Genomic DNA, 22,777 nt, shown 5'->3' on the forward strand with positions numbered 1-22,777 from the left:
CGATGAGCCGGGTCGGCCCTTGGTGGCGGCCACGTTCGCTCCGCAGGCAATTGGTACTCGGCGTGACGGCGATCGTCACGGTGGTGCTGGCCGCGGTCGGCGCGTTGTCCGTCTACAGCCTGCACACCTACGTGTCGACGATGAGTGATAACGAGGTGGCGCGGTCCTTGGCCGCGTTCAGCCATTCCTTCGAGAAGCTGCGTGGTCAGGATTCCGCGCATCAGATCGACGCGGCGCCCGATGCGCTGACCGCGTTCGTCGGTCAGGCTCCCGGCAACCTGATCGCGGTGGTCCGCGACGGTGAGGTGGTGCAGTCGGCGATGTTCTCCGACGGCGAGCCGCGGCCGGCGCCTGCCGCGGTGACGCAGGCGCTCGATGCGCAGTCCTGGACCGACCACAATCCCCGCACGGTCAAACTGCCGGTGCTCGGCTCCTATCGGCTGGCCAGCCAGGCGGCAGGCGACGGGGACGTGCTGGTCTCGGGGGTCTCGCTCGACAGCGCCAACCGGGTGATCGCCCGCAAGACCGTGACGGTCGCGGTGATGATCGTCATCGCGCTCATGGTGACCGCCGTGGGAACGGTTCTCGTGGTGCGCTACGCGCTGCGGCCGCTGCGCCGGGTCGCCGCGACCGCGGCCAAGGTCGCCACCCTGCGGCTCGACGGTGAGGATCACCGCATCACCGCCCGGGTGCGGGAACGTGACACCGACCCGGACAACGAGGTCGGCATCGTGGGGGAGACCCTCAACCGGCTGCTGGTCAACGTGGACAGCGCGCTGGCCGAACTGGCCGCATCGGACCGGCGCACGCGGCAGTTCCTCACCGACGCCAGCCACGAGCTGCGCACACCGCTGGCCGCGATCCAGGGCTACGCCGAGCTGACCCGGCAGGACAGCACGATGCTGCCGCCGACCACCGAATACGCGTTGGCCCGCATCGAGGCCGAAGCACGCCGGATGACGGTGCTGGTCAGTGACCTGCTGCTGTTGTCACGGCTGGGCGAGGGGCAGGACCTGGAGACCGACGACGTCGATTTCAACGATCTCGTGGTCGACGCGGTCAACGACACCGCGGTCGCGGCGCCCAGCCATCATTGGGTGACCCGGCTGCCCGACGATCCGGTCTGGGTGCGCGGCGACCTGGCCCGGCTGCACCAGGTGGTGAGCAATCTGCTGACCAACGCGAAGGTGCACACGCCGCCGGGCGTGACGGTGGTGGTGACGCTGACCGTCGCCGGGGAATTTGCCGAACTGACCGTTGCAGATGACGGTCCGGGAATTGAAGCGGAATTGTTGCCGAACCTTTTTGGGCGCTTTGTGCGTGCCGATAAAGCGCGGTCCAGAGAATTGGGCAGCACGGGCCTCGGGCTGGCAATTGTGGCGTCGATCGTACAGGCTCACGACGGCGCCGTCGCCGTCGCATCAACGCCGGGAAAGACCGTATTTACCGTGCGTATACCGCTTGCCGCCCAGTCGGCCGACGTGGCCTCTGCCACATCGTGAATGATGTGAATTCAGCCTGAATTAGTCCTATGCGCAATATCGTATGCGTTCGATATGAATTGATGGCCGACGCGTGAATGCCCACCTAGGCTGGAAGAGAATTCAGCGAAATAGGAAGGGTGAATTCGAAATGATAAAGCCTGTTGTCGCCACCGTTGCCGTCAGCCTGGCTGCCACCGGAATCGCACTGGCCGCCCCGGCCTCGGCGGCGCCGTCGGGGCAGACCGCCCGGCAGACCATCCAGCAGCTCGAATCCGAGGGTTACAAGGTGATCCAGACCAAGGTCGGCAGTGGATCGATCGACAACTGCACGGTCAGCGCTGTGCGGCCCGGACGCCCGATCACCGATCTGACCGCCGCACCGCGCGGCAACACCGTCGAGGTGGTCCGCTACACCACGGTCTACGTCGATCTGGCCTGTGGCTGATCCGGTGGCTTCACGTTAGGGTGTCCGGGTGCTGAGCAGACTGGTGATCGGCCTGATGAGCGCCGCGGGGGCGGCTGTGATGAGCGTGCCCGGGGTCGCGACGGCGGATGATCCGCCGCCGCTGCCCAACGTCAACGCGTTCGCGCCGGTGAAGACGTCGGAATACGCGGTGATGGACAACCAGTGGTACGCCTTCAGCACGCCTGATGGGATCACCTGCGTGTTGCAGCGCGACGGCGGGTACGGCTGCAGTGGCGCCATCCCCGCCGCGCCGGGCGGCGCCAACATGGTCAGCGGTGGTACCGGAGCCCCCGGGTTCGCCAGTGCCGCGGCCCCGCTGTTCTCCGTGGTCGACGGCGCCAAGCCGCTGCCTGCCAACACCCGAATCAGCTACCAGACCGTCAGCTGCGGCACCGACGGGGTGATGACGGCCTGCGTCGACGGGCGTAACCAATCGGGCTTCGTGATCAGCCCGGCGGGCAGTTACGTCGTCGGCGACCGGCCGTCGGGCATCAAGCCCTCGGTGCGGATCGGCTGATCAGCCGATCCCTTCCAGGGTCTCCACCTCACTGGTGCCGATCGCCGAAATCACGTGTGGTGAACGACGACTCAGGAACCAGTACCAGGCGAGCGCCGCGGCTACGGTCGCGATGAACAGCCATGGGATGACATTGAGTGGGTACGCCGGAACGGGATACACGTTGGCGTAGAACACATATGCCATCGACACGATCGCGACGGCCGCGGCGGGCCACACCAGCGGAACCCGCGCGTTGATGCCGCGCAGGAACACCACGGCAGCCAGCGCCGCGGCCGCATAGGCCACCATGTAGCCGTAGGTCCCGTACGTGTCCACCCACGTGACGACGTTCATCGGGTCTGCGCCGAACAGGTACATCACCACGGGCACGGCGATCACCAGCGGTCCGACCGACACGAGTGCGCGGTGCGGGGTCAGGTGCGTGGGATGGGTCCGCCCGATTGCCGGGCTGACGACGCCCTCCTTGCCCATCACGTAGAGGATGCGGCCGACGACATTCAGCGGGGCCACCACGACGGCGAAAAACGATGCGGCAACACCGAAGTTGAGGATCGGGTTGAACCATGTCGGCATGCCGACCAGTGTCGCGATGTCATCGAGCGGCTGGGCCGACGAGCCCAGTGCAGGCCCCAGGGCGGCCACCTGCGTGTAGGCGGCGAACACGTACAGCACACCGACACCGGCCGCACTCCACATGATCGCGCGCGGCACCGCACGGTAGGGGTCCTTGGCCTCCCGGGCCAGGGCGTCCGAGCTGGAGAAGCCGACGAAACCGAGGATCGCCAGCACCATGCCCACCACGATGCCCGACGGCTTCACGTCGGTGAGCTCGAACTGGTCGGCGTCGAACGCACCGCCACCCAGGTGCACCAGCGTGATCACCAGCAGCAGCGTGATGATGGACACCGAAACCAGTTCCAGCACAAGCGAAACCCGCGCCGACAGCCGGATGCCACGAATGGTGAACAGGGTCGCCAGCGCGCCGAGGACGACAGCCAGCACGATCTGCGCGACGGTGCCGTGGATCGGGATGCCGAGCTGGTTGAGCAGGGTCGCGGTGTAGGCCACCGACCCGCTGAGTGATCCGGCGGCGATGCCGAAGCAGCCGATCAGGAGGCTGACGCCGGTCAGGTAGGCGCCGAACGGACCCAGCGCGGTCGCCGCGTAGCTGTAGAGCGAACCTGCCGACGAGCGGCGTTTGGCGAACTGCGAGATGCAGTACCCGACCGACAGGATGACCACGGTTGCCAGGGCGAACGACACCCAGGTGCCGTTGGTGGCGGTGTTGTAGATCGCGGCAGCCGTGAACGCGATGACGGCACTCGGTGCGATGTTCGCGATGGCCTGGGCGGCGAGTTCGCCCCCGCCCATCACGCCGCGGCGCAGCCCGGCATCGCCGCTCGTGGCGTCGGGACCCATCTGAATGTCTTCGGACACTGGGGTTCTCGTTTCCTGTCAGGCTGAGGGGATGAGGAGTTGACGCAGTGCATGCCCGGCGGCGAGATCGTCGAGCGCGGCCGCGGCTTCATCGAGCGGGCGCCGGCCCGAGATCATCGAGGCGAGATCGAGGTTGCCCGCCATCACCTCGTCGACGAGAGCGGGGATGTCGCGCTCGGGCACCGCCGAGCCGTAGTTGGATCCGAGGATGCGCTGATCGGCTTCGGCCAGGGCGAGGGGGTCGAAGCTGGCCCGCTCGCCCTGCGGCGGCAGTCCGACGATGACCGCCGCGCCGCCGAGACCCAGTGCGGCGATGGACTGTTCGATCGTGACGATCTTGCCGATCGCGTCGAACACGTAGTCATACCCGTCGGCGACCACGTCGCGCAGCGCGGCCACCACGTCGTCGGTGGCGGATGCGTCGACGACATCGGTGGCGCCGAGTTTGCGTGCCAGGCCGAGTTTTTCGGCGACGACGTCCACTGCGACGATGCGTGCGGCCCCTGCCAGCCGGGCGCCCTGCACGCAGGCCAGGCCCACGCCGCCGCAGCCGATCACCGCCACCGTCGAATCCGGTTCTACGCCGGCAGTATTGCGGACAGCGCCGACGCCGGTGGCGATCGCGCAGCCGACGATCGCGATGTCTTCCAGTGGTGCGTCCTTGCGCACCTTGACCGCACCGCTGCGCGGGACCACGACCTCTTCGGCGTAGGACGAGACGCCCAGGTAGTGGTGGATGGTGCCGCGTTCGTTGGACAACCGGGTGGTGCCGTCGTACAGCGTTCCGCCGGTGGCGACGACTGAAGCGACCAGAGAGCACTGGGCGGGCCTGCCCGCCAGGCAGGCCCGGCACTCGCCGCAGCCGGGCACCCAGCTGAGCACGACGTGGTCGCCGGGTTCGAGATCGTCGACGCCGGCGCCGATGGCGGTGACCACGCCTGAGCCTTCATGCCCGAGCACCACCGGTGCGGGGACGTCCCACGCGCGGGTGGTGACGTGCAGATCGGAGTGGCAGACGCCGGCGGCGGCGACCTTGACGCGGACCTCGCCCGGGCCGGGGGCGGCGAGGTCGACGTCTTCGACGGAGATGCCGCCGTTCCCGTCGAACACCGCGGCTCTGATGCGGGTGCTGTCCTGGGTGTCGTGAGCTGCGGACACTACGTGCCTTTCTGGTCGGAAGGGGCCGTCACCGCGAGTAGGGTTCAATGCCATAAAACACTGCTCGGTGTTTTACACCACTAAACGAACAGGCGTCAACAGTCCAGGGGAGGGTTTTCAGTGGCGGACGGTGAGGAGACCGGAATGGGCCGCGCGGGGGCGCGGCTACGGGAATTCCGCACCCAGCGCAGGTTGAGCCTCACCGAAGTGGCAGCTCGGGCCGAGGTGACCAAGGGCTTTCTCAGCCTGGCCGAGCGGGGCATGACCAACGTGTCGGTGCCGGTCCTGATGCGCATCTGCGACGCCGTCGGGATCGGCATCGGCGATCTCTTCGAGTACCCGGCTGCGCCCATCGTCCGCAGCGGCGCGGGGGCGCCCTTGGAGATGGGCGGCCACGATGTCCGCGAAGAGCTGCTCACCCCGAAAGCCGAGCGGCACGTCCAGGTGATGCACACCGTCATGCGACCCGGCGGCGGGTCGGGCGGCGCCTATCGGCTCGATGCCACAACGATTTTCGTATATGTGCTCAAGGGGGCGCTGAGCATCACGGTCGACGGGCAGACCACGTTGTTGGAGACCGGCGACAGCATGACGTTCGGAGCGACCCAGTTGCACGACTGGCACAACCCGACCGATGGCGAGGCCGAGGTGCTGTGGACCATCGCGCCGCCGGTCGGCGCCGAGGACTTCAGCGCCGCGCTGCGCGGGAGCTGAGGCTCAGAACCCCGAGCCGTGCACCTCGTGCCCGGGCTTCTCCGCGGCGAGCCCGCGATAGGCATCCTCGACCGTCGCGCCATGGTTGATCACCCCGTCGACCTCACGGGCGATGGGCATGTTCAGGCCGTACTTCTCGGCGAACTCCATGATCACGCTCGCGGCCTTGACGCCCTCGGCCACCTGGTTCATCGAGGCGATGATCTCGTCGATCTTCTTGCCCTGGCCGAGCTGTTCGCCGACGTGCCGGTTGCGGCTGCGCTGCGATGTGCAGGTGACGATGAGGTCACCCATGCCCGCCAGGCCGGCGAAGGTGTCGCGATGGCCGCCCATGGCCTCGCCGAGCTTGGACATCTCCCGGACCGCCCTGGCCATCACCATGGCCCGGGTGTTCTCCCCGATGCCCAGCGAATACCCCATGCCGACCGAGATCGCATACACGTTCTTCAGCGCCCCTGCCATCTCGACGCCGATGACGTCGTCGGTCGTGTAGGTGCGGAAACGCTTGGTGCGGAACAACTCTGCCAGCTTAGCTGCCAGATGCTGATCGGGCATGGCCAGTACCGCGGCTGCGGCGTAGCCCTCGGCGACCTCGCGCGCGATGTTGGGTCCGGCCAGGATTCCGGCCGGATGCCCGGGCAGCACCTCGTCGACGATCTGGCTCATCCGCATGTTGGTGCCCTGCTCCAGGCCCTTGACCAGGGACACCACCGGAACCCATGGCCGCAGCTCCTTCGCCAGCTCCTGCAGCACACCGCGGAAACCGTGCGACGGCACGCCCATCACGATCACGTCGGCGCAGTTGGCCGCCTCGGAGAAATCATGGGTGGCGCGAAGGCTTTCCGGCAGCACCACCTCGTCGCCCAGATACCGCGAGTTGCGGTGATTCTCGTTGATGTCGGTAGCGGTCTCGTCCGAGCGCACCCACTGCAACGTCGGGCCCCGTCTTGCGCAGATCGAAGCCACCGTGGTGCCCCACGAGCCTCCACCGAGGACGACGACGTTCGGTTCGCGTTGCGCTGGTGCCATGGCGATCAGACTAGGTCGGCGGCGGCGGCCTGGGACGCGATTCGGTTGCTGGTTACGCAGGTCCCTGGTTCTGGGCCCGCAGTGATCGAGCTCCGATGGCGGCTGCGGTGAGGCACGCCAGCGCGACGGCCGCGGCGAACCACGGGAACACCGTGGCCAGGTCCCATCGGGTGGCCGCCCAGCCGGCGAGCAGCGTCGGCACCGCCATCGCGGTGTAGGCGAGTACGTAGAACGCCGACATGGTCTCGCCACGCTGATCGGCGGGCACCACATGCGACAGGTGACGCAGCGAGCCACCGAACCCGAGCCCGAACGTCGCGCCCAGCAGCGCGGCGGCCACGAACACCAGTGGCCAGGAATGGGTCAGCAGCACCGGCACGGTCAGCAGCAAGGTGACGGCCATGCCGACGTCGCCGGCGATCGCCGCGCGGTGCGCCGGGATCCGGGTGGCCGCCAGCTGTGCGATCGCGGCGGCGAAGGCGGTGACGCCGACGACCCCGCCGCCGAACAGCAGGTTGTCGATGTGGGTCTGGTGCGCCGCCAGTGACGGGTACAGCGACAGCAGGACGCCGAGCACCGACCAGGACGCCATCGCGCCGATCGCCGAGAACCAGAAGTCGGACCGGATATCCTGAGCCACTGCGGGTTTGGAGATGCGGATCGGGCCGGATGGGCGCACGGTGTGCGTTTCGCGCAAGGCCACCACGCCGACGCCGAGGATGGCGCACAACACCGCGACGACGGCGTACGGCGTGCGCAGCGGATGCGGGGCGTACTGGGCCAGGAGCGCGGAGCCGACGATCGCGACGGTCATCCCGATGTTGAACGCGACGCCGCTGAGTTGTCCGGATCGCACGCCGTGCTGTGGCCGCAGGTCGAGCAGGGCAGCCGCGGCGACCACGACGATCGAGCCCACCGCAGCGCCATGGATGGCCCGCGCCACGAGCAGCAGCGTCATGTTGTCGGCCGCGAGGAAGACGCCGAGCCCGGCGATCATCGCGACGAGCGCGCCCAGCAGCACGGGTTTGCGGCCGACCACGTCGGAGATCCGGCCCGAGATCAACACCGCGCCCAGCGCGGCCACCGCGTACACCGCGAACACGATGGTGGTCGCCAGCGGAGTCAGGTGCCAGACCGTCTCGTACAGCCCGTACAGCGGCGCAGGCAGGCCGGACACACCGAGCGCGACACCGCATAAGACCAGCAGTAGCGGATACGCCCATCGCTGAGCGTCACTGCCGACAGTGCGGTCTGCTTCCAGCGTCACCGGGACTCCCGTGGGGTAAGTTTGATGTTCATCGAACTTCGATGAGGCTACCCGGGGTTTGATGATGATCAAACCGAATTATCGCGTGATGGAGGGCACAGCATGGTTCAGGCGCAGTCGGCCGAGCCGGTCCGGCACCCTGTCGCGCCCCTTCGGCAGGTGCTGTGCGCACTGCAGGACCCGGTGCGGTTGGAGATGGTGCGCCGGCTCCACAACGCCGCGCGGCCGGTGAGGTGCGCGGAGCTCTACGACGGCATCAACAAATCGACGGCCACCCATCACTTCAACATTCTGCGTGACGCAGGGATCATCGAGCGCGAGCCCGTCGAGGGGCACACGCATCAGCGCCTGCGCATCGAAGACGTCGACGACGCGATCCCCGGCCTTTTGGATTCTGTTGTGGCGCAAGCCAATCGTGAGGCGCTCAGCTGATCAGCGGCGCACCACGGTTCCCCAGCGTCGGCCCGATGGCCTTCCGTGCGCCGGGCGTGCGACCCTTGCCCCATCCGATCTGCTCGCGGTAACTGCCGAGCAGGCCGCTGGTGGCCAGCGCGTGCTCGTCGGCCGACGGCGTCGGCGTGGTGAACGGGGATACGTACAGCGCGTCGACCGGGCAGTTGGCCTCGCACTGGAAACACGTCTGGCAATCAGAATGCCTGCTGATCACCGGTATTCCGGCCGGCCCGCGGTCGAAGACGTTGGTGGGGCAGACCTCGATGCACTTGTCGCAGGAGATGCACCGCTGCGCTGAGACGACCTCGATCACGAGGCCATGCCCGCGGTCGTCGGTATCGGTTCGGGTCGCACCCAGATGTCGTCGAGACCACCCGTGATGAGCCGACGGTGTTGAGCCGGGTCCTGATCGGGGAAATCGAGCCGTTTGGCCATGCCGCGCGTCTCGGTGCGAGCCAGGGCGGCGGTGTACATCCACCGGGCGTGCGCGGCCATCGCCGCGGCCTCTCGCGTCCTGAACCGCAATTAGCCATCGCCGGAGAGTGATTCGCGTACCGAGGCCCAGATGCCGTCCAGCGCGGCGAGCGCCTTGGTCAGCACGGGACCGCGCCGTAGGTAGTTCTTGTCGTAGGGCAACACTTCGCGCTGCACGGCGGTGACGACGGCTCGGTGATCGGTGCTGCGGCGGGATCCGGTGGGGCGGACCCCGCCGCAGCCGATCGGGTGCAGCCGTCGCGACTGCGCTTGCGGCCCAAGGCTGCGCGCGTGGCGCGCGGCACCGCGTCCGGCCCACGTGCCCGACGACATCGCCCATGCCGCGTTATGGCTGCCCCCGCCGGTGAACCCGCCGCAGATCAACTCGCGCGTCGCGGCATCGCCGGCCGCGTACAGGCCGGGGACCGTCGTCGCGCAATCGTCGGTGACGACGCGGATTCCGCCGGTGCCGCGCACGGTGCCCTCGGCGAGCAACGTGACCGCGAATTTCTGCGTGAACGGGTCGATGCCCATCCGGTCGAAGGTCAGGAAGAAGTTCGGCTGCGCGCGGCGCATCGCATCCCGATCAGCCGGGGCTGCCCGGTCCAGTTGGCAGAACACCTTGTCGCGCAGCAGTTCAGCGGCGATGGGGGAGCGCTGCTGGCTGCTGGCGCCGTCCAGCACGCTGCCGTCGGAGCGGTAGAACGTGGCGAAGTGATAGAAGGCCGTCTTGGTCACCGACGTGCCTGCGGGGGCGATGCCGTAGGCGTTGGAGAATTCCATGCCGGACAGTTCTGCCCCGGCCTCCACCGCGAACAGTGCGCCGTCGCCGGTGTTGACGTCACAGCCCAGTGCTTTGGATTGGAAGGCACAGCCGCCGGTCGCGGCGACGACCGCGCCGGCCCGCACCCGGAAGTCCCGCCGGGCCTGCCTGCGGTAGCCCGCTGCGCCGGAGACCGCACCCTCGGCATCGACGAGCAACTCGGTGACGGGACTGTGGTCGAGGATCCGAACACCCGCGCGTTTGACCAGAATGCGCATCCGGCGCATGTACTCGGGCCCCTGCAAGCCATTGCGCAATTGCGTACCGTCAGCAGCCGTCGGAAACGGGAATCGTGCGATGTCGGCCAATTCATTGACCCGGGCATAGGTTTCGTCGAGCACCCGCACCGACCACCGGTGATCGGCAAGATGGCCACCGAGCGCCGCCCTCGCGGCGATGGCCGCCTCACGTTCGGCGGGGCCAGGGCGGACGTACCAGACGCCGGTGCCGGCCGAGGCTGTCGCGCCGCTCGTGCCGCAGTAGCCCTTGTCGGCCAGCACGACGTCCGCGCCGTCACGTGCTGCGGTCAAGGCGGCCCAGGTTGCCGCCGGGCCACCGCCCACCACCAACACGTCCGCGACGAGATCGAGCATGCCTCGACGGTGGCAGATATCGAAAGTGATTGTCAGGGTTGTGCTCACGCCAACCGGAACTGTTCTTCGAGGAGGTGAGGTTTGACTCCGCGCGAGATTAAGGGGTTACCCCGCAGATGTTCGTTGTCACCATGGGCGAGGTGTACCGGCAGTTGCACAGGGGGAGAACCGTCATGCGGTCAACACGATCCAGGTCCGTTGCCGTGGCATTCGTGGCGCTGGCACTACTTCTCGCTGCGTGTGGCTCGTCCGGCGGTGCGGCCCGCAGTGCCGACGGCAAGACCGTGGTGCGTTATCAGGGCTGGGCCGGCGAGGTCGAGTTCCAGGAACTCGCCGAGGAACTCGGCTACTACAAGAACATCAAGCTCGACTGGGTCGGCAACACCACGAGCGGCCCGCAGGACATCCAGTCCGTGGCCACCGGGGACATCGATGTGGGCTCGGCGTTCAACGGGGCAGTGGTCAAGCTCAATGCGGCGGGCGCACCGATCACCTCGGTGCTGAGCTCATACGGCGCCGACGAGGACGAGTACACGGGCTATTACGTTTTGGCCGACAGCCCGATCCACACGGCACGGGATCTGATCGGCAAGAAGGTCGGGATGAACACTCTCGGCGCCCATCACGAGTTCCTCACCCGGGAATGGCTGGCCGAGCAAGGCCTGACCAACGACGAGATCAAGACCGTCACCCTGACCGTGGTGCCGCCCGTCAACACTGAACAAGCGTTGCGGGAAAAGCAGATCGACGTCGCCGCACTCAACACCATCTGGCGTGAGACGGCGACCGAACGTGGCGGCATCAGACCACTGTTCACCGACAAGTCGCTGTTCGGCGCGTTCAGCTACGGCACCTATGTGATGCGCGACGACTTCATCGCCAAGAACAAAGAAGCCGCAGCAGATTTCGTACAGGGCACCGCCCGGGCTATTCGCTGGGCCCAGATCACCCCACGTGACCAGGTCGTGGCCAAGTTCCACGAGATCATCAACAAGCGCAACCGCAACGAGGACACCAAGACCATCGAGTACTGGCGTAGCTCCGGTATCCCGGTGCCGGGCGCGGTGATCGCCGAGCGCGAGTTGCAGATCTGGATCGACTGGCTGGTCCGCAACGGTGAACTCAAGGACGGTCAGCTCAAGGCGAAAGACCTGTACACCAACGAGTTCAATCCGTACGCCAACGGAACCTATCCCGCGGACGGCGGTCCCGACGGCCGAGCACTGGCGCAGAAATGAGCACGACACCGAAGTTGCAGCTGCGCAACGTCACCAAACAATTCGAGATCCGCGGCGATAAAGCTCGTTTCACCGCCATCGAGGACATCAGCCTCGAGCTGGCCGCCGGAGAGTTCCTGGTGTTGGTCGGGCCCAGCGGCTGCGGCAAGTCGACGCTGCTCGACCTGCTCGGCGGCCTGAGCGCACCCACGTCGGGGGAGATCCTGCTCGACGGACGACCGATCACCGGACCGGGACTGGACCGCGGCATCGTGTTCCAGCAGTACGCGTTGCTGCCCTGGCGCACCGCCCGCAAGAACATCGAATTCGGGCTGGAAGCCAAGGGTTTACGAGCAGCCGAGCGCCGTCACCTGGCCGAGCATTACCTCGAACTGGTGGGGCTGCACGCCTTCGCTGATCGCTACCCGCATGAACTGTCGGGCGGCATGCGGCAACGCGTCGCGATCGCCCGCAGCCTGGCATTCGATCCCGAGGTGCTGTTGATGGACGAGCCGTTCGCCGCGCTCGACGCGCAGACCCGCGAATCGCTGCAAGGAGAGTTACTGCGGATCTGGCAGGCCACCGGCAAGACCATCCTGTTCATCACCCACGGCATCGACGAGGCGCTCTACCTCGGGCAGCGGGTCGCTGTTCTGACGTCACGGCCCGGCCGGGTCAAGACCGTCGTCGATGTCGACATCGACCGCAGCGCCGAGGATGTGCGGTCCAGTGCGGGCTTCCGCGCTCAGCGTCACCACATCTGGACCTTGCTGCACGACGAGGTGCAACGGGCACAGTCTCAGGAGGTTCAGCATGTCTAGTGCCATCGCGCAAGCCGCCGCTCCCGTCGTCACCCAGCCCGCCCCGCCGGCGCCGTTGCCCTCGTCTCGGCGCACCGCGGCGGTGCTCTGGCGGGTGGTCCGCTACTCCAGCGCCGTAGCCGCTTTCCTGGCACTGTGGGAGGTGGCACCGCGAATCGGGCTGGTGGACAAGGTGTTCCTGCCGCCGTTCAGCAACGTCGCGGGCGCCTTGTTCGCGCTGGCCGCCAATGGTCAGCTCTGGGAGCATGTTTCGGCGAGTCTGTCGCGCGCACTGGTCGGCCTGCTCATCGCCATCGTCGTCAGCATCCCGCTGGGTGTGGCCATCGCGTGGTATCGACCAGTCGCCGAGTTCCTCAACCCGTTGCTGGAGCTCTTTCGCAATACCGCGGCGCTGGCCCTGCTGCCGGTGTTCGTGCTCATCCTCGGGATCGGGGAAACGTCCAAGGTCGCGCTCGTGATCTACGCGTCGGCCTTCCCGATCCTGCTCAACACCATCTCCGGGGTGCGCACCGTCGACCCGTTGTTGGTGAAATCGGCACGTTCCCTCGGCCTTTCCCCGGTGCGGTTGTTCCAGAAGGTGGTGCTGCCCGCCGCGGTGCCGACGATCTTCACCGGCCTGCGGATGGCGGCCGCCTCGTCGATCCTGGTGTTGATCGCCGCGGAAATGGTCGGTGCTAAGGCCGGGCTCGGCTATCTGATCACGGCGGCACAGCTGAACTTCCAGATCCCGAACATGTACGCCGGCATCGTCACCATCGCCCTCGTCGGGGTCGCCTTCAACGGTGTGCTCGTGGCGATCGAAGGGCGCCTTTCGGGCTGGCGTCACACCACATAGAAGAGGAGTACCTTGCCGCGTCAACTGCATCTCAACGGCTTCCTGATGGGTGTCGGCCACCACGAAGCCGCGTGGCGACATCCGCGAACCGACAGCCGGAACCTCGTCAGCGTCAAGCACTTTCAGAATCTCGCACAGATCGCCGAACGCGGCCTGCTGGACTCGGTGTTCTTCGCCGACGGATTGGCCGTCGACCCGCGCGTCAAGCACAACATCCAGGCGATCTTCGAACCGATCACGCTGCTGACCGCGATCGCCTCCGCCACCGAGCACATCGGCCTGATCGCCACCGCGTCGACCGGGTACCTGCATCCCTATACGCTGGCTCGCAGTTTCGCCTCACTCGACCACATCAGCGGCGGCCGGGCCGGATGGAACATCGTCACGTCGGCCGGGGCTGACGAGGCCGCCAACTTCGGTTTCGACGGCATTCCCGATCACGCCGGAAGATATCGGCGCGCAGCGGAATTCGTCGACATAGCCACGGCTTTGTGGGACAGCTGGGAGGACGATGCGCTGGTTCTCGACGAGGCCACGGGCATCTTCGCCGACCCCGCCAAGGTCCACTCGATCGACCATGCGGGGGAGCAGTTCACGGTGGCGGGCCCGCTCAACTCGCCTCGGTCGCCGCAGGGCAGGCCGCTGCTGGTTCAGGCGGGGTCGTCGGAAACCGGTAAGGATTTCGCGGCCCGCTACGCCGAGGCGATCTTCACTGCCCAGCGGTCGGTCGAGGAAGGGCGTGCGTTCTATCGCGATGTCAAGGCCCGTGCCGTCGGGTTTGGCCGCAGTGCCGAGGAGGTGTTGATCCTGCCCGGCATCGTCCCGTTCCTGGGGCCCACCGCCGAGGCCGCCCGCGAGCTGGAGCAGGAATTCACCGACCTCATCTCTCCGGAGTACTCGCTGCGCCAGCTGTCGCAGATGCTCGGCGTGGACCTCACGGCCCACGCTCTGGACGCCCCGCTGCCCCCGCTGCCGCCCATCGAGCAGATCCAGGGCAACAAGAGCCGCTATCAACTCGTCAAGGATCTGGCGGACCACGAAGCGCTGACAGTGCGGCAGTTGATCGCCAAGCTCGGTGGCGGCCGCGGTCACCGCACCATCGCCGGCACGCCCGAGCAAGTCGCCGACGATCTGCAGGAGTGGTTCACCGCAGGCGCCGCCGACGGGTTCAACATCATGCCGCCGTATCTGCCCGGTGGTCTGGAGGACTTCGTCGAACAGGTGGTGCCGATCCTGCAACGGCGTGGGCTGTTCCGCACCGAGTACACCGCCACCACGCTGCGCGGCCACTACGGCCTCTCCCACCAGCCGAGCCGGTTCACCCTGCCTCGGCTGCATCGCTTGGGCATAACGCCTGGTCGCGCCGCTGAGCAGTCGACTAGCGCCACATCGAGTCTGCGGTGAGGGCACAAAACACCGAGAGGTGAGCGCCCTCAACGCAGAATCAACGCGTCAGCTCAGCGGTAGTTGACGAACTGCAGGGCCACGTCGAGGTCGGCGCCCTTCAGCAGGGCAATGACGGCCTGCAGATCGTCGCGCTTCTTCGAGCTGACCCGGATTTCGTCGCCCTGGATCTGGGCCTTGACGCCCTTGGGGCCGTCGTCGCGGATGATCTTGGTGATCTTCTTGGCCTGCTCGCTGCTGATGCCCTGCTTGATGTCCCCGGACACCTTGTACGTCTTGCCGCTGGCCTGAGGGTCGCCCGCATCGAAGGCCTTCATCGAGATGTCTCGGCGAACCAGTTTCTCCTTGAACACGTCGACGGCGGCCTTGACGCGCTCCTCGGTGCTGGACGTGAGTTCGATCACCTCGTCGCCCTTCCAGGCGATGGTGGTGTCGGTACCGCGGAAGTCGAACCGGGTCGCCAGCTCCTTCGCGGCCTGGTTGAGTGCGTTGTCGACCTCCTGGCGATCGACCTTGCTGACGACGTCGAAGCTGGAATCCGCCATTGGAACGCCTCTCCTCTCCCTCTGCGTGTGCTGCCGGTTTGTAACTTTGGTACATCCTCGTTGTACCCTGCTAGTCGCACCAAACCGGAGACGGGGCGGATGCGACACCAGGCAGGTTGCCCGAGCGGCCAATGGGAGCGGACTGTAAATCCGTCGGCTTACGCCTACAGTGGTTCGAATCCACTACCTGCCACACTGATCAGGCCCCCTTTCGAGGGGGCCTGACGTGTTTCTAGGACCCAGAATTGTGACGGTTTGTGACAACCCGCGTGAAACTCTGCGCCGCGATAGCCAGAGCCTCGGGCTTCGGGTTCACATAGGTCTGCAGCGTGAACGCCTTCGAAGCGTGGCCAAGCCATGCCGAGATGAGCGCGGTAGGCACCCCGCGAAGGTGCATCAGCGTGCCGCAGGTATGGCGGGCATCGTGCAATCGGACATGCCGAACCCCCGCGGCCTGAAGCATTCGGGCCCAACGGTTCTCGATCGCGTTCGGCGTCAGTGCCCGGCCAGCCTCGTTCACGACCACATAGCCGCTCGCTTCGTACTCTCCGCCCAACCGGAGTTGGTCGGCGGCCTGCGTCTTGCGCGCCGCCTTGAAGGCCACGTACAGGTCATCCGGCAGCGGCAGCTCCCGCCGGCTGGCCCGCGACTTGGGCGCCTTCTCGATGCTCTTCTTGCCGCGCTGCAGTCGGGTGTTGACCACCGCAACGGTTTTCGCTTCTAGATCCACGTCGCTCCATCGCAGGCCGCTGATCTCGGCGAGCCGGAACCCGGCCAAGGCGAGCTCCCAGGCGATGGCGTAGCGGTTGCCCGCGATGTGCGCTAGCAGCTTCTCCACCTCCACCTCTGTGAGGGGGTCGGGCGGAGCTGGGTCGGCCTCGATGCGGTCCACCAGCGCGGCGACGTTGCGCACCGTGTGGCCCTGCTTCTGCTCGGACTCGAGCATCGAGACCAACAGGCCGAGCAGGTAATTGACCGAGCGCGGCGACCACGGCTTGCGGGGTTTCCCGGTGGGCGCCGTCAGTCCGCCCTCCCTCAGCGCCGTCACGAGGTCGTCAATGTGCCGCTTGGTGAGCTTCTGCACCTCGACGTCGCCGAGCTGGTCGATCACCACCGACAGCTTCTCGGCGTACCCGTCGACCGTGGACTCTGCTCGGTCGGCCGCGCGCTTCCCGGCCAGCCAGTCATCACACGCTTCGCTCACGGTCCGTTGTGTCGGCTGCACATACGTGCCCCTGGCGACGTCCCCACGGATCTGGTCGAGAGCGTCACGGGCCTGGGCTTCGGTGGGGTATCGCTTCCGGAAGCGTTTGCGCTTCCCGTCGACGACGCCGACGTCGACGGTGAGCTGGTACCGCACGACCGGCCGGCCGCCGCGGCGCGATTCCAATTCGACGCGCTTGATCTGTGGTGGCAGTTGCCGACGTTCAGCCATCGGCGCGTCCTTTCGCTCGGGTCCGTCGGAGACGGTTCACGGTGACGGGGTCGTGAGCCAGTGCCGCCGCGGTGTCGAGCAGCCGATTGAGCCGCTGGTAATAGCGCACGGGACTGAGACCGACGCGTTCGACGATCGCTGTCTCTTTGCCGCCCGACGTCGACCACCACTCGCGCTCCAGGTCGAGCATCGCGCGGTCCTGGGCGGTCAGGGAATCCATAGCCATTCGTCTCCAAACTCGCGTTCCAGCTCGGCGGTCTCGTCGGGGGAGAGGTTGGACAGCCGGACCTCGACGGTGTGCCGATCGACCCACAGTTCCTCTGCGAGGGCATCGGGGTCTCGGGTCGATCGCAGGGCGCGCGCCAGGTCAGCTATCGCGATGAGTCGGCGCGCGGCGAGCTCGTCGACGATGCGTTCTTCACGGTCCCGGTACTGAGGGGAGGGGAGCCCGCGTTGTAGGTGCTGCAGTTCGTGGGTCAGCACCGAGCGCCGTTCGGCTTGGTTCAGGGTCGAACAGAGCCAGATGGTGTTGTCGCGCCAGATGCCCGCAACCCGCTTCGGGAGACGGTGCTCGCAACTCACGACGATGTGCGGGTAGTGCTCGCCTACCCAACGCCACGGGTTCCAGGACATTCACAGGAATCTAGGGTTGGGGTCCGACAAAAGTGTCGCTGACCAGTAACTACACCGATGGGATTCAGTCGGCATCTTGGTCGTCTTCCTCTTCGTCAGACCGCTTGCGTCGGGTCGATGCCGCTGCCTTTTCGTCGATCACGGGGGGTGGCGGGTCGCTCTTCCCCCAGTGCGGAAGGTGCGTGACGGTGCCTACCTCCTGACTTTGGTCGTCCGTCGCCGGTGCATCCGATTCCGTCGCATTTTCCACGGTGTTGCCACCTTGGTCTCCTTTCTGAAGTTGCCGCAATGAGGCAACTGCGTCAGTGAACATTTGGTTGATTTCGGCCCGTGCAGCAAACGAGGTCTTGAGTTCGTCAGCCACTGTGTCGACGTATTCGCCGTACCAGTCGGTCACGCTGACTAGCGGGCCTGCCGCGGCCGACATCATTCGTCTGAATGTCGGGATCTGGTCTTCGGGGATCTGTGTCTCGACCCACTCGTAGAGATCGGCGGTTTCTCTGAGCGAGTCCGCAATGTTGCCCATGAGTTTCGTCATGACCGACCACTCGCGCTGTCCGCGGTCCCATTCCCGTTGGTGATGTTGGGTGAAGGCGCGGAGTACTTCGACGACTGCGCGGCGTTCGCTGGGGCCGAGGTTGTCGACGCCGGGAGGTAGGACGCTGGCGAATGGTGTGCCGGGCACGTTTTGGCCTGCGGCTCTGAAGGCCTCCTCTTCGGTGACGCCGGCGAGCCAGGCGATGGCTTTGATCGTCGTCGTGGTTGGGGCACCGCTGTAGGTGCCGCTGCGGATTCGGTTGAGGGTGGTGTGTGACACATCGAAGCCCGCTTCGGCTGCGACGTCCGCGAGGCGTCTTCCTGACGCCCCGTTGTGCTTGGTGCTCGCGGCCTCTACGAGGTCTGCGAGCGTTGGTTTCTCGGTCACGTCGGTAATGGTGATCACCCCTTGTTCACTCGTGCCAGAGTCGTGCACAAATTTCGTGACAAGTGAATCACGCTCCGTGATACGCCCACCTGCAAAGTAGCCAGTTGTCATCTTGACGAGTAGATGGTTCATGGTGCACGCTTCACTTGTCAACCTGAAGATTGGAGCGCATGATGGCTAAATCACAACGGCGTAAGCCCCCGCAGCGAAGAAAGGACGTCTGGATGTACGTCCCCGATGGAGCGAAAGTCCGCCGCTGGCGCAAGCAGCGGCATTACTCCCAGCGGGATCTCGCATACCTGGTCCGTCGAACTCAGTCGACGATCTATCTGATCGAGACCGGGAAGTTGCGGGCCATCAGCGAGGACTTGGCCCTGGCTATCGCGGCCCGGCTCGACGTGCCCTGGGAGGACCTCTTCGAGGCCCGCGACGATTCTTTGCCGGCCGAAGCGGCAACTGCTGCATGCATCACTAGTCAAAGTGCCTAGCCGCTCGTGCGGCGACCACCAAATAGAGAGGACACCTCAGTGTCGGATCAACAGTCGGGCGATGTGACCGCCCGCGTTGAGAAGTTGCTGCTGACCATCCCCGAGACGGCGGAGGTCTTGCGGGTTCACAAGGCAACCATCTATCGCCTGTTCGACCGTGGGGAATTGCGGTGGGTGCAGGTAGGTGGCCGCCGGTTGGTGCGTCGCAGCGAGGTCGACCGGTTCATCGGTGAGCACGAGCAAGGCGCGGCTGCCTGATGACCATCACTGATCTGGCCGCCGCGGTTGCGGCGCATCACCGTCCGTTCACCGGTCCGGCGCAGCGCCGCCTCAGCATGTCGTATAGGCACTGGCCGATCCCGGCCACCTACGACGCGGCGATCGCCGAGTTGCACGCCACCCGTGAGGAACTCAACGAGGTCCTGGCTGAGCACGAGAATTTCCGCCCGCTACTCCGGTCGGCGTGCGAGGCGAACGCCGCCATCGCACGCGAGTTCACCGAACTGCTAGGGGACCGCGAGCAGATCCGCGATGAGCGCGACGAGCTGCAGGTCCGCGTCGACGAACTGACTGCCGAACTCGACGAATTGCGCGAACGCCTGGAGTTCCTCGGCAAGGAACCCGTCGAGGGTCGGCGCGACCGGTCGGCGGTGAAGCCGTGATCACCGACTTGATGCGTGGCGCAGCCGATTTCATCGACGCGGTCAACCAGGCGCTCGAGGAACGTCGCTCGGGCTTCTCTGAGCGTGAGGCCGGCGACTATCTCGACGCGGCCGGGCTGGCTGACGCGATGGTGCCAGACGAGTTCGCCGATGACGTGGTCGACGCCGAGGTGCACTGCGAGGGATGCCGCTGCCCGTCGTACTGCGCCTGCGGACGTGAGATGTACGGCGAACCTGAGAGTCCCGACGGCCCGACGCACTGGTTCCACCGCGACGACGATTCACCGATCACCGACCAGTGCCGTCAGGTCCGCGACGAGCAGACCACTGCCCGGCCCGTTGATCAGTGCAAGACCTGCGGAAAGCTGCTCGCCGATCCTGTTGCAGCAGTCGCTATCTGCGCGTACCCATCGGGTTACTACTGCTCGATCGAGTGCTGGAAATCCACGTGGCGCCCGATCCACGAGGACGGGACCGTTTACCTGCCAGGCGATTTCGACGCTGTTACGGCCGCGTGCAGGGCTGTCATGGAGTGGGTCGACCGATCGGACAACAACGCGGCGCTGATCGGTTGCACGCCTTCGATGGTCGCCGGGGTCGCGGTGAATGCCTATCGGGCGGCACTGCTTTCGGTCGGTCACGCGGACCTCGCTGCCCACATCACCGGAATTCAGGTCAGTTGCCTGCGACGCGGCATGACAGTCGACGCGACCTACGACGAGATCGCCAGCGATCTGCTCTCCGGCTACTCGATCACCAAGAAGTAGGGCCCCGTGCTGCGTCACCAGCTCGAAGCCCTCGACACCAGCAACACCCCATCGAAAGGAACGCCAGTGCCAACCGCAGAGTCTACCTATCAGATCAACGAGCGCGAGGACGGCGCGTTGGTCGCCACCGTCGAGCGCCCGGAGTGGCCCGAGGTGCCGAGGCAGGTCGGTGTGGCGATGCCGCACCCGTCCGGCGAACGCTGGCTCGTGATCGTCTGGGACGAGAACGCTGGCAGCGCTGACTTTCTCGCCGAGGACCGGGCAGCGGCGTTACAGGTCTTGGATTTTCACGCTGCCCTGGTGGCGCGTCTCGTCGAGGCCCGTGAGAATGCGGCGGTGTCGGCGTGACGGCGCGAGCAGTGCGACGCGGCCTGGCGCTCATCGTCTACGGCGCGATCCTCGCCGGCGTCGGAACCGTGTGGGCCGCAGGCACAGCGAAGGCCTCGCCGAACGTGGGTTGCGAGACGATCGCCGCGCCGGGCCTGCTTGCCTGGGGGCAGAAACGCACCATCTGCGACTCGCCCCGCAACGCGGACGGCAGCTGGTGGCGCACCCGGCAGTATTGGACGCCGGCGCATTACGTGCCGGTGTCGTGCTACCGGTGGTCCTGCTCGGGTGGCTACCCGGTCGGTGACAGCGTCGCGCGCTACGAGGAATACCCCGTCACCGACGCCACGGTCCTGCCGGATGAACCTGGTTGGCTGCCAACCGGATCGGTGGCGATCCGATGACGGCGCTGCAGCCGGTGTGGACGCCGGACGATTTCGACGCCATGGTGGCAGCCGCCGCTCTGCACGAGCCGGTCGCAGCGGTCCCTGCCGCGACGCGTGGCCGCCGATACCGGGGCAGGCACCGCGCCAATAGGTTCAGCCGACGAGTCACCGACCTGCAGACCGAGATCCGGGAGGAGCAGGCGTACGACGAGTTCAGACGAAACCTGGCCTTCGTTCTCAGGTCGCTCAGACCAGGCGGTGCGCAGTGAAGCCGCCGGTGGTTGACCAGACGCTGGACTCGAACCTCGATCGCGTCGCCGAGGTGGCGCTGGGGTTGGCGGTGAAGATCCGCGACGACGACCCTCGTCGGCTGTTCGAGGAGTTGCGGTTGTTGGCGCAACGCTATCCGGCGAAATACGCCCAGATCACCATGGCGCTCGCGGCTTTCGTAAATCCCGATGAGGGCACGGTTGCGCTGCAGGAGCGCGTGGAGGCCATCACGGAGTCGCGGGTGGGGCGGCACATATCGGCGGTGGCGTCGTGACGCGCTCGTTGTGGCTCGCCGCGTGGGTGTTCGGCGCGCTGGCCTACATCGGGCTGGCGGTGTGGATGCCGCTATTCGTGACGGCCGCGATCCTTTCCGCCGCATCGGTATTGGCGTGGGGTTTCCGTGTCCACCCGGACCCCGACGAATGGGCCAACGACGAGTGGTGGACAGACGAATCGGAAGAACAAGCAAGGGGTGAATCGGTGATGGCGTACGAATTCGAGTCCGACGAGTGGGCGAGGGCCAACCACCAGCTATCCGAGATGGACCGCGCCACAACGGAGATCAGCACCCGCCAGTCGGTCGGCATGTGCGGAGACCTGGATGACGTGCGTTACGGGGGAGGCGACTACCGATGACCGTTGCACCGTTCTGGGCCGAGCACGCCGAGCTGGCTGGCCACTACAAGGACCGCGAAGAGTGGCTCGAGTTGCGCCGCACCGGCATTGGCTCGTCGGACTGCTCGGCCGTGCTGGGGCTAGGGAAGTACGGCTCCCCGTTCTCCGTGTGGGCTGACAAGACGGGCAAGTCGCGGCCGGACGACGAGACCGAGGCGATGATGTGGGGCACCCTGCTGGAGCCCGTCATCCGCGCCGAGCTCGCGCGCCGCCTGGGTGTCGACATCGTCGAGTGCCCGACGCTGAGATCACTGGAGCGGCCGTGGCAGCTGTACAACCCCGACGGTCTCATCCTGGCGCAGAACGCCCTGGTGGAGATCAAGAACGCGTCCGCCTGGCTGGCCTCCGATTGGGCCGACGGCGAGGTGCCGGACCACGCGGAGCTGCAGATCCAGCACGGCTGCGCGGTCACCGGCGCTGACGGCGCCTACGTCGCTGGTCTCATCGGTGGGAACCGGTTGCGGTGGGAGTACGTGCCGCGCGACGACGATCTGATCGCCACGATCAACGCTGCCGAGCAGCACCTGTGGGACACGTACATCGTGCCGGACGTGGCCCCGCCGATCGACGGATCGGACGCGACGGCGGAGGCGATCGCCGCACGCTGGCCACGCCGGTTCGACGTCGTCGAGGTGGCCGAGGATATCGCGGCTGTGGAGGCCGAGATGGTCGCCTACCGGGCAGCGCTCGACGCCGAGAAGGCCGTGAAAGCTGACAAGGCGCAGGCCGTCAACCGGTTGACCGATCTCCTGCACGGCGCCGACGCCATCACCGACGAGACCGGCCGGAAGCTCGTGGCGCTGCGACGTGGCCAGTTCCGCGAGAAGGCGTTCCGCGAAGAGCAGGAAGACGCCGGCTGGCTCCACAAGGTCGAGGTGATCGACCGTGACCGGCTCAAGGCCGAAGACCCCGAGTTGTACCGCCGCTATCAGGCGGCGTCCGTTTACCTACCGAAAGGCAAATAACCAC

General features: G+C 66.5%; 29 protein-coding genes, 1 tRNA gene and 1 pseudogene. 20 read left to right on the top strand and 11 right to left on the bottom strand.

The genetic code is table 11. The features are described 5' to 3' along the window. Positions 1–2: 2 nt before the first annotated feature. The 3 genes from BST13_RS05445 (at position 3) to BST13_RS05455 (ending at position 2,467) form a co-directional block, all read left to right on the top strand. Positions 3–1,502, top strand: a complete 1,500-nt coding sequence (locus BST13_RS05445; protein WP_083161468.1) for a sensor histidine kinase — start codon at positions 3–5, stop codon at positions 1,500–1,502. Positions 1,503–1,632: 130 nt separating this feature from the next. Then, on the top strand, positions 1,633–1,929 hold the full coding sequence (locus BST13_RS05450) for a hypothetical protein (RefSeq protein ID WP_083161470.1): 297 nt from the start codon (positions 1,633–1,635) through the stop codon (positions 1,927–1,929). A 28-nt stretch (positions 1,930–1,957) separates the two neighbouring features. After that, positions 1,958–2,467: a hypothetical protein gene (locus BST13_RS05455; RefSeq protein WP_083161472.1), complete on the top strand. Its 510-nt coding sequence runs from the start codon at positions 1,958–1,960 to the stop codon at positions 2,465–2,467. On the opposite strand, the gene BST13_RS05460 is transcribed toward BST13_RS05455, so the two are convergent. Then, the gene (locus tag BST13_RS05460; RefSeq protein ID WP_083161474.1) at positions 2,468–3,907 is read right to left on the bottom strand and encodes an APC family permease; all 1,440 of its coding nucleotides are present in this window, start codon (positions 3,905–3,907) and stop codon (positions 2,468–2,470) included. 18 nt (positions 3,908–3,925) lie between these two features. Beyond that, positions 3,926–5,065, bottom strand: coding sequence for a zinc-binding dehydrogenase (locus tag BST13_RS05465; protein ID WP_095533420.1), 1,140 nt, complete (start codon positions 5,063–5,065; stop codon positions 3,926–3,928). A 120-nt stretch (positions 5,066–5,185) separates the two neighbouring features. Here BST13_RS05465 and BST13_RS05470 point away from each other — a divergent pair, with 120 nt between their 5' ends. Further along, positions 5,186–5,779 (top strand): helix-turn-helix domain-containing protein, encoded by a 594-nt coding sequence (locus BST13_RS05470; RefSeq protein WP_029371358.1) that lies wholly within the window; start codon positions 5,186–5,188, stop codon positions 5,777–5,779. A 3-nt stretch (positions 5,780–5,782) separates the two neighbouring features. Here the strand turns inward: BST13_RS05470 and BST13_RS05475 are convergent, their stop codons facing one another. Together BST13_RS05475 and BST13_RS05480 are read right to left on the bottom strand one after the other, a co-directional pair. After that, positions 5,783–6,808, bottom strand: coding sequence for an NAD(P)H-dependent glycerol-3-phosphate dehydrogenase (locus tag BST13_RS05475; protein WP_083161476.1), 1,026 nt, complete (start codon positions 6,806–6,808; stop codon positions 5,783–5,785). 52 nt (positions 6,809–6,860) lie between these two features. Beyond that, positions 6,861–8,075: an MFS transporter gene (locus tag BST13_RS05480; RefSeq protein WP_083161478.1), complete on the bottom strand. Its 1,215-nt coding sequence runs from the start codon at positions 8,073–8,075 to the stop codon at positions 6,861–6,863. A gap of 102 nt (positions 8,076–8,177) precedes the next feature. Between BST13_RS05480 and BST13_RS05485 the strand changes: the two genes are divergently transcribed. After that, complete coding sequence (locus BST13_RS05485) at positions 8,178–8,507, top strand: ArsR/SmtB family transcription factor (RefSeq protein WP_083161479.1); 330 nt, start codon at positions 8,178–8,180, stop codon at positions 8,505–8,507. On the opposite strand, the gene BST13_RS05490 is transcribed toward BST13_RS05485, so the two are convergent. Both BST13_RS05490 and BST13_RS05495 read right to left on the bottom strand, forming a co-directional pair. Beyond that, entirely contained in the window at positions 8,500–8,841 is a 342-nt protein-coding gene (locus BST13_RS05490) for a 4Fe-4S dicluster domain-containing protein (RefSeq protein ID WP_083161481.1), read from the bottom strand. The two genes, BST13_RS05485 and BST13_RS05490, sit on opposite strands and share 8 nt — an antisense overlap. Beyond that, positions 8,838–10,418: pseudogene (locus tag BST13_RS05495) on the bottom strand (FAD-binding protein). Before BST13_RS05495 ends, BST13_RS05490 begins: the two are co-directional and overlap by 4 nt. Before the next feature lie 173 nt (positions 10,419–10,591). Between BST13_RS05495 and BST13_RS05500 the strand changes: the two are divergent. From BST13_RS05500 to BST13_RS05515, 4 genes are read left to right on the top strand one after another with little or no spacing between them, the layout of a single operon-like run. After that, positions 10,592–11,656, top strand: coding sequence for an ABC transporter substrate-binding protein (locus BST13_RS05500; protein WP_083161946.1), 1,065 nt, complete (start codon positions 10,592–10,594; stop codon positions 11,654–11,656). After that, complete coding sequence (locus BST13_RS05505; RefSeq protein WP_083161483.1) at positions 11,653–12,456, top strand: ABC transporter ATP-binding protein; 804 nt, start codon at positions 11,653–11,655, stop codon at positions 12,454–12,456. The genes BST13_RS05500 and BST13_RS05505 overlap by 4 nt, the downstream gene beginning before the upstream one ends. Further along, positions 12,449–13,291 carry an ABC transporter permease gene (locus BST13_RS05510; RefSeq protein WP_083161485.1) on the top strand — a complete coding sequence of 281 codons (843 nt, stop codon included), beginning with the start codon at positions 12,449–12,451 and terminating at the stop codon, positions 13,289–13,291. Before BST13_RS05505 ends, BST13_RS05510 begins: the two co-directional genes overlap by 8 nt. A gap of 12 nt (positions 13,292–13,303) precedes the next feature. Further along, positions 13,304–14,695 carry an LLM class flavin-dependent oxidoreductase gene (locus BST13_RS05515; RefSeq protein ID WP_281254731.1) on the top strand — a complete coding sequence of 464 codons (1,392 nt, stop codon included), beginning with the start codon at positions 13,304–13,306 and terminating at the stop codon, positions 14,693–14,695. Positions 14,696–14,748: 53 nt separating this feature from the next. On the opposite strand, the gene BST13_RS05520 is transcribed toward BST13_RS05515, so the two are convergent. After that, positions 14,749–15,240 carry a YajQ family cyclic di-GMP-binding protein gene (locus BST13_RS05520; RefSeq protein ID WP_083161489.1) on the bottom strand — a complete coding sequence of 164 codons (492 nt, stop codon included), beginning with the start codon at positions 15,238–15,240 and terminating at the stop codon, positions 14,749–14,751. Positions 15,241–15,350: 110 nt separating this feature from the next. On the opposite strand from BST13_RS05520, the gene BST13_RS05525 reads away from it, so the two are divergent. After that, positions 15,351–15,433 (top strand) — tRNA-Tyr (locus BST13_RS05525). A 39-nt stretch (positions 15,434–15,472) separates the two neighbouring features. Here the strand turns inward: BST13_RS05525 and BST13_RS05530 are convergent. The 4 genes from BST13_RS05530 to BST13_RS05545 form a co-directional block, all read right to left on the bottom strand. Continuing rightward, positions 15,473–16,675, bottom strand: coding sequence for a site-specific integrase (locus BST13_RS05530; protein ID WP_083161491.1), 1,203 nt, complete (start codon positions 16,673–16,675; stop codon positions 15,473–15,475). Then, positions 16,668–16,901, bottom strand: coding sequence for a DUF3263 domain-containing protein (locus BST13_RS05535; RefSeq protein WP_425436982.1), 234 nt, complete (start codon positions 16,899–16,901; stop codon positions 16,668–16,670). The genes BST13_RS05530 and BST13_RS05535 overlap by 8 nt, the downstream gene beginning before the upstream one ends. Further along, the gene (locus BST13_RS05540) at positions 16,883–17,308 is read right to left on the bottom strand and encodes a hypothetical protein (RefSeq protein WP_083161495.1); all 426 of its coding nucleotides are present in this window, start codon (positions 17,306–17,308) and stop codon (positions 16,883–16,885) included. The genes BST13_RS05535 and BST13_RS05540 overlap by 19 nt, the downstream gene beginning before the upstream one ends. Before the next feature lie 64 nt (positions 17,309–17,372). Further along, a complete protein-coding gene (locus BST13_RS05545) occupies positions 17,373–18,365 on the bottom strand; it encodes a hypothetical protein (RefSeq protein ID WP_083161497.1) in 993 nt (330 codons plus the stop codon). Between the two features lie 92 nt (positions 18,366–18,457). Here BST13_RS05545 and BST13_RS05550 point away from each other — a divergent pair, with 92 nt between their 5' ends. The 10 genes from BST13_RS05550 to BST13_RS05595 all read left to right on the top strand — a co-directional run bounded on the left by BST13_RS05550 (position 18,458) and on the right by BST13_RS05595 (position 22,773). Continuing rightward, on the top strand, positions 18,458–18,721 hold the full coding sequence (locus BST13_RS05550; RefSeq protein WP_083161499.1) for a helix-turn-helix transcriptional regulator: 264 nt from the start codon (positions 18,458–18,460) through the stop codon (positions 18,719–18,721). 63 nt (positions 18,722–18,784) lie between these two features. After that, a complete protein-coding gene (locus BST13_RS05555) occupies positions 18,785–18,979 on the top strand; it encodes a helix-turn-helix domain-containing protein (RefSeq protein WP_083161947.1) in 195 nt (64 codons plus the stop codon). After that, positions 18,979–19,383: a hypothetical protein gene (locus BST13_RS05560; RefSeq protein ID WP_083161501.1), complete on the top strand. Its 405-nt coding sequence runs from the start codon at positions 18,979–18,981 to the stop codon at positions 19,381–19,383. The genes BST13_RS05555 and BST13_RS05560 overlap by 1 nt, the downstream gene beginning before the upstream one ends. Next, positions 19,380–20,150: a hypothetical protein gene (locus BST13_RS05565; protein WP_083161503.1), complete on the top strand. Its 771-nt coding sequence runs from the start codon at positions 19,380–19,382 to the stop codon at positions 20,148–20,150. Before BST13_RS05560 ends, BST13_RS05565 begins: the two co-directional genes overlap by 4 nt. 66 nt (positions 20,151–20,216) lie before the next feature. Then, positions 20,217–20,498, top strand: a complete 282-nt coding sequence (locus BST13_RS05570; protein WP_083161949.1) for a hypothetical protein — start codon at positions 20,217–20,219, stop codon at positions 20,496–20,498. After that, complete coding sequence (locus BST13_RS05575; protein WP_245839374.1) at positions 20,495–20,881, top strand: CDGP domain-containing protein; 387 nt, start codon at positions 20,495–20,497, stop codon at positions 20,879–20,881. Before BST13_RS05570 ends, BST13_RS05575 begins: the two co-directional genes overlap by 4 nt. Continuing rightward, positions 20,878–21,132, top strand: coding sequence for a hypothetical protein (locus tag BST13_RS05580; RefSeq protein ID WP_083161507.1), 255 nt, complete (start codon positions 20,878–20,880; stop codon positions 21,130–21,132). Before BST13_RS05575 ends, BST13_RS05580 begins: the two co-directional genes overlap by 4 nt. An 8-nt stretch (positions 21,133–21,140) precedes the next feature. Further along, a complete protein-coding gene (locus BST13_RS05585; protein WP_245839376.1) occupies positions 21,141–21,407 on the top strand; it encodes a hypothetical protein in 267 nt (88 codons plus the stop codon). After that, positions 21,404–21,769 (top strand): microaggregate invasion protein 1, encoded by a 366-nt coding sequence (gene mip1 / locus BST13_RS05590; RefSeq protein ID WP_083161511.1) that lies wholly within the window; start codon positions 21,404–21,406, stop codon positions 21,767–21,769. The genes BST13_RS05585 and mip1 overlap by 4 nt, the downstream gene beginning before the upstream one ends. After that, the gene (locus tag BST13_RS05595) at positions 21,766–22,773 is read left to right on the top strand and encodes a YqaJ viral recombinase family nuclease (RefSeq protein ID WP_083161513.1); all 1,008 of its coding nucleotides are present in this window, start codon (positions 21,766–21,768) and stop codon (positions 22,771–22,773) included. Before mip1 ends, BST13_RS05595 begins: the two co-directional genes overlap by 4 nt. Positions 22,774–22,777 lie beyond the last annotated feature (4 nt).

It is taken from the genome of Mycobacterium aquaticum, from assembly GCF_002086485.1.
Lineage (GTDB): Bacteria > Actinomycetota > Actinomycetes > Mycobacteriales > Mycobacteriaceae > Mycobacterium > Mycobacterium aquaticum.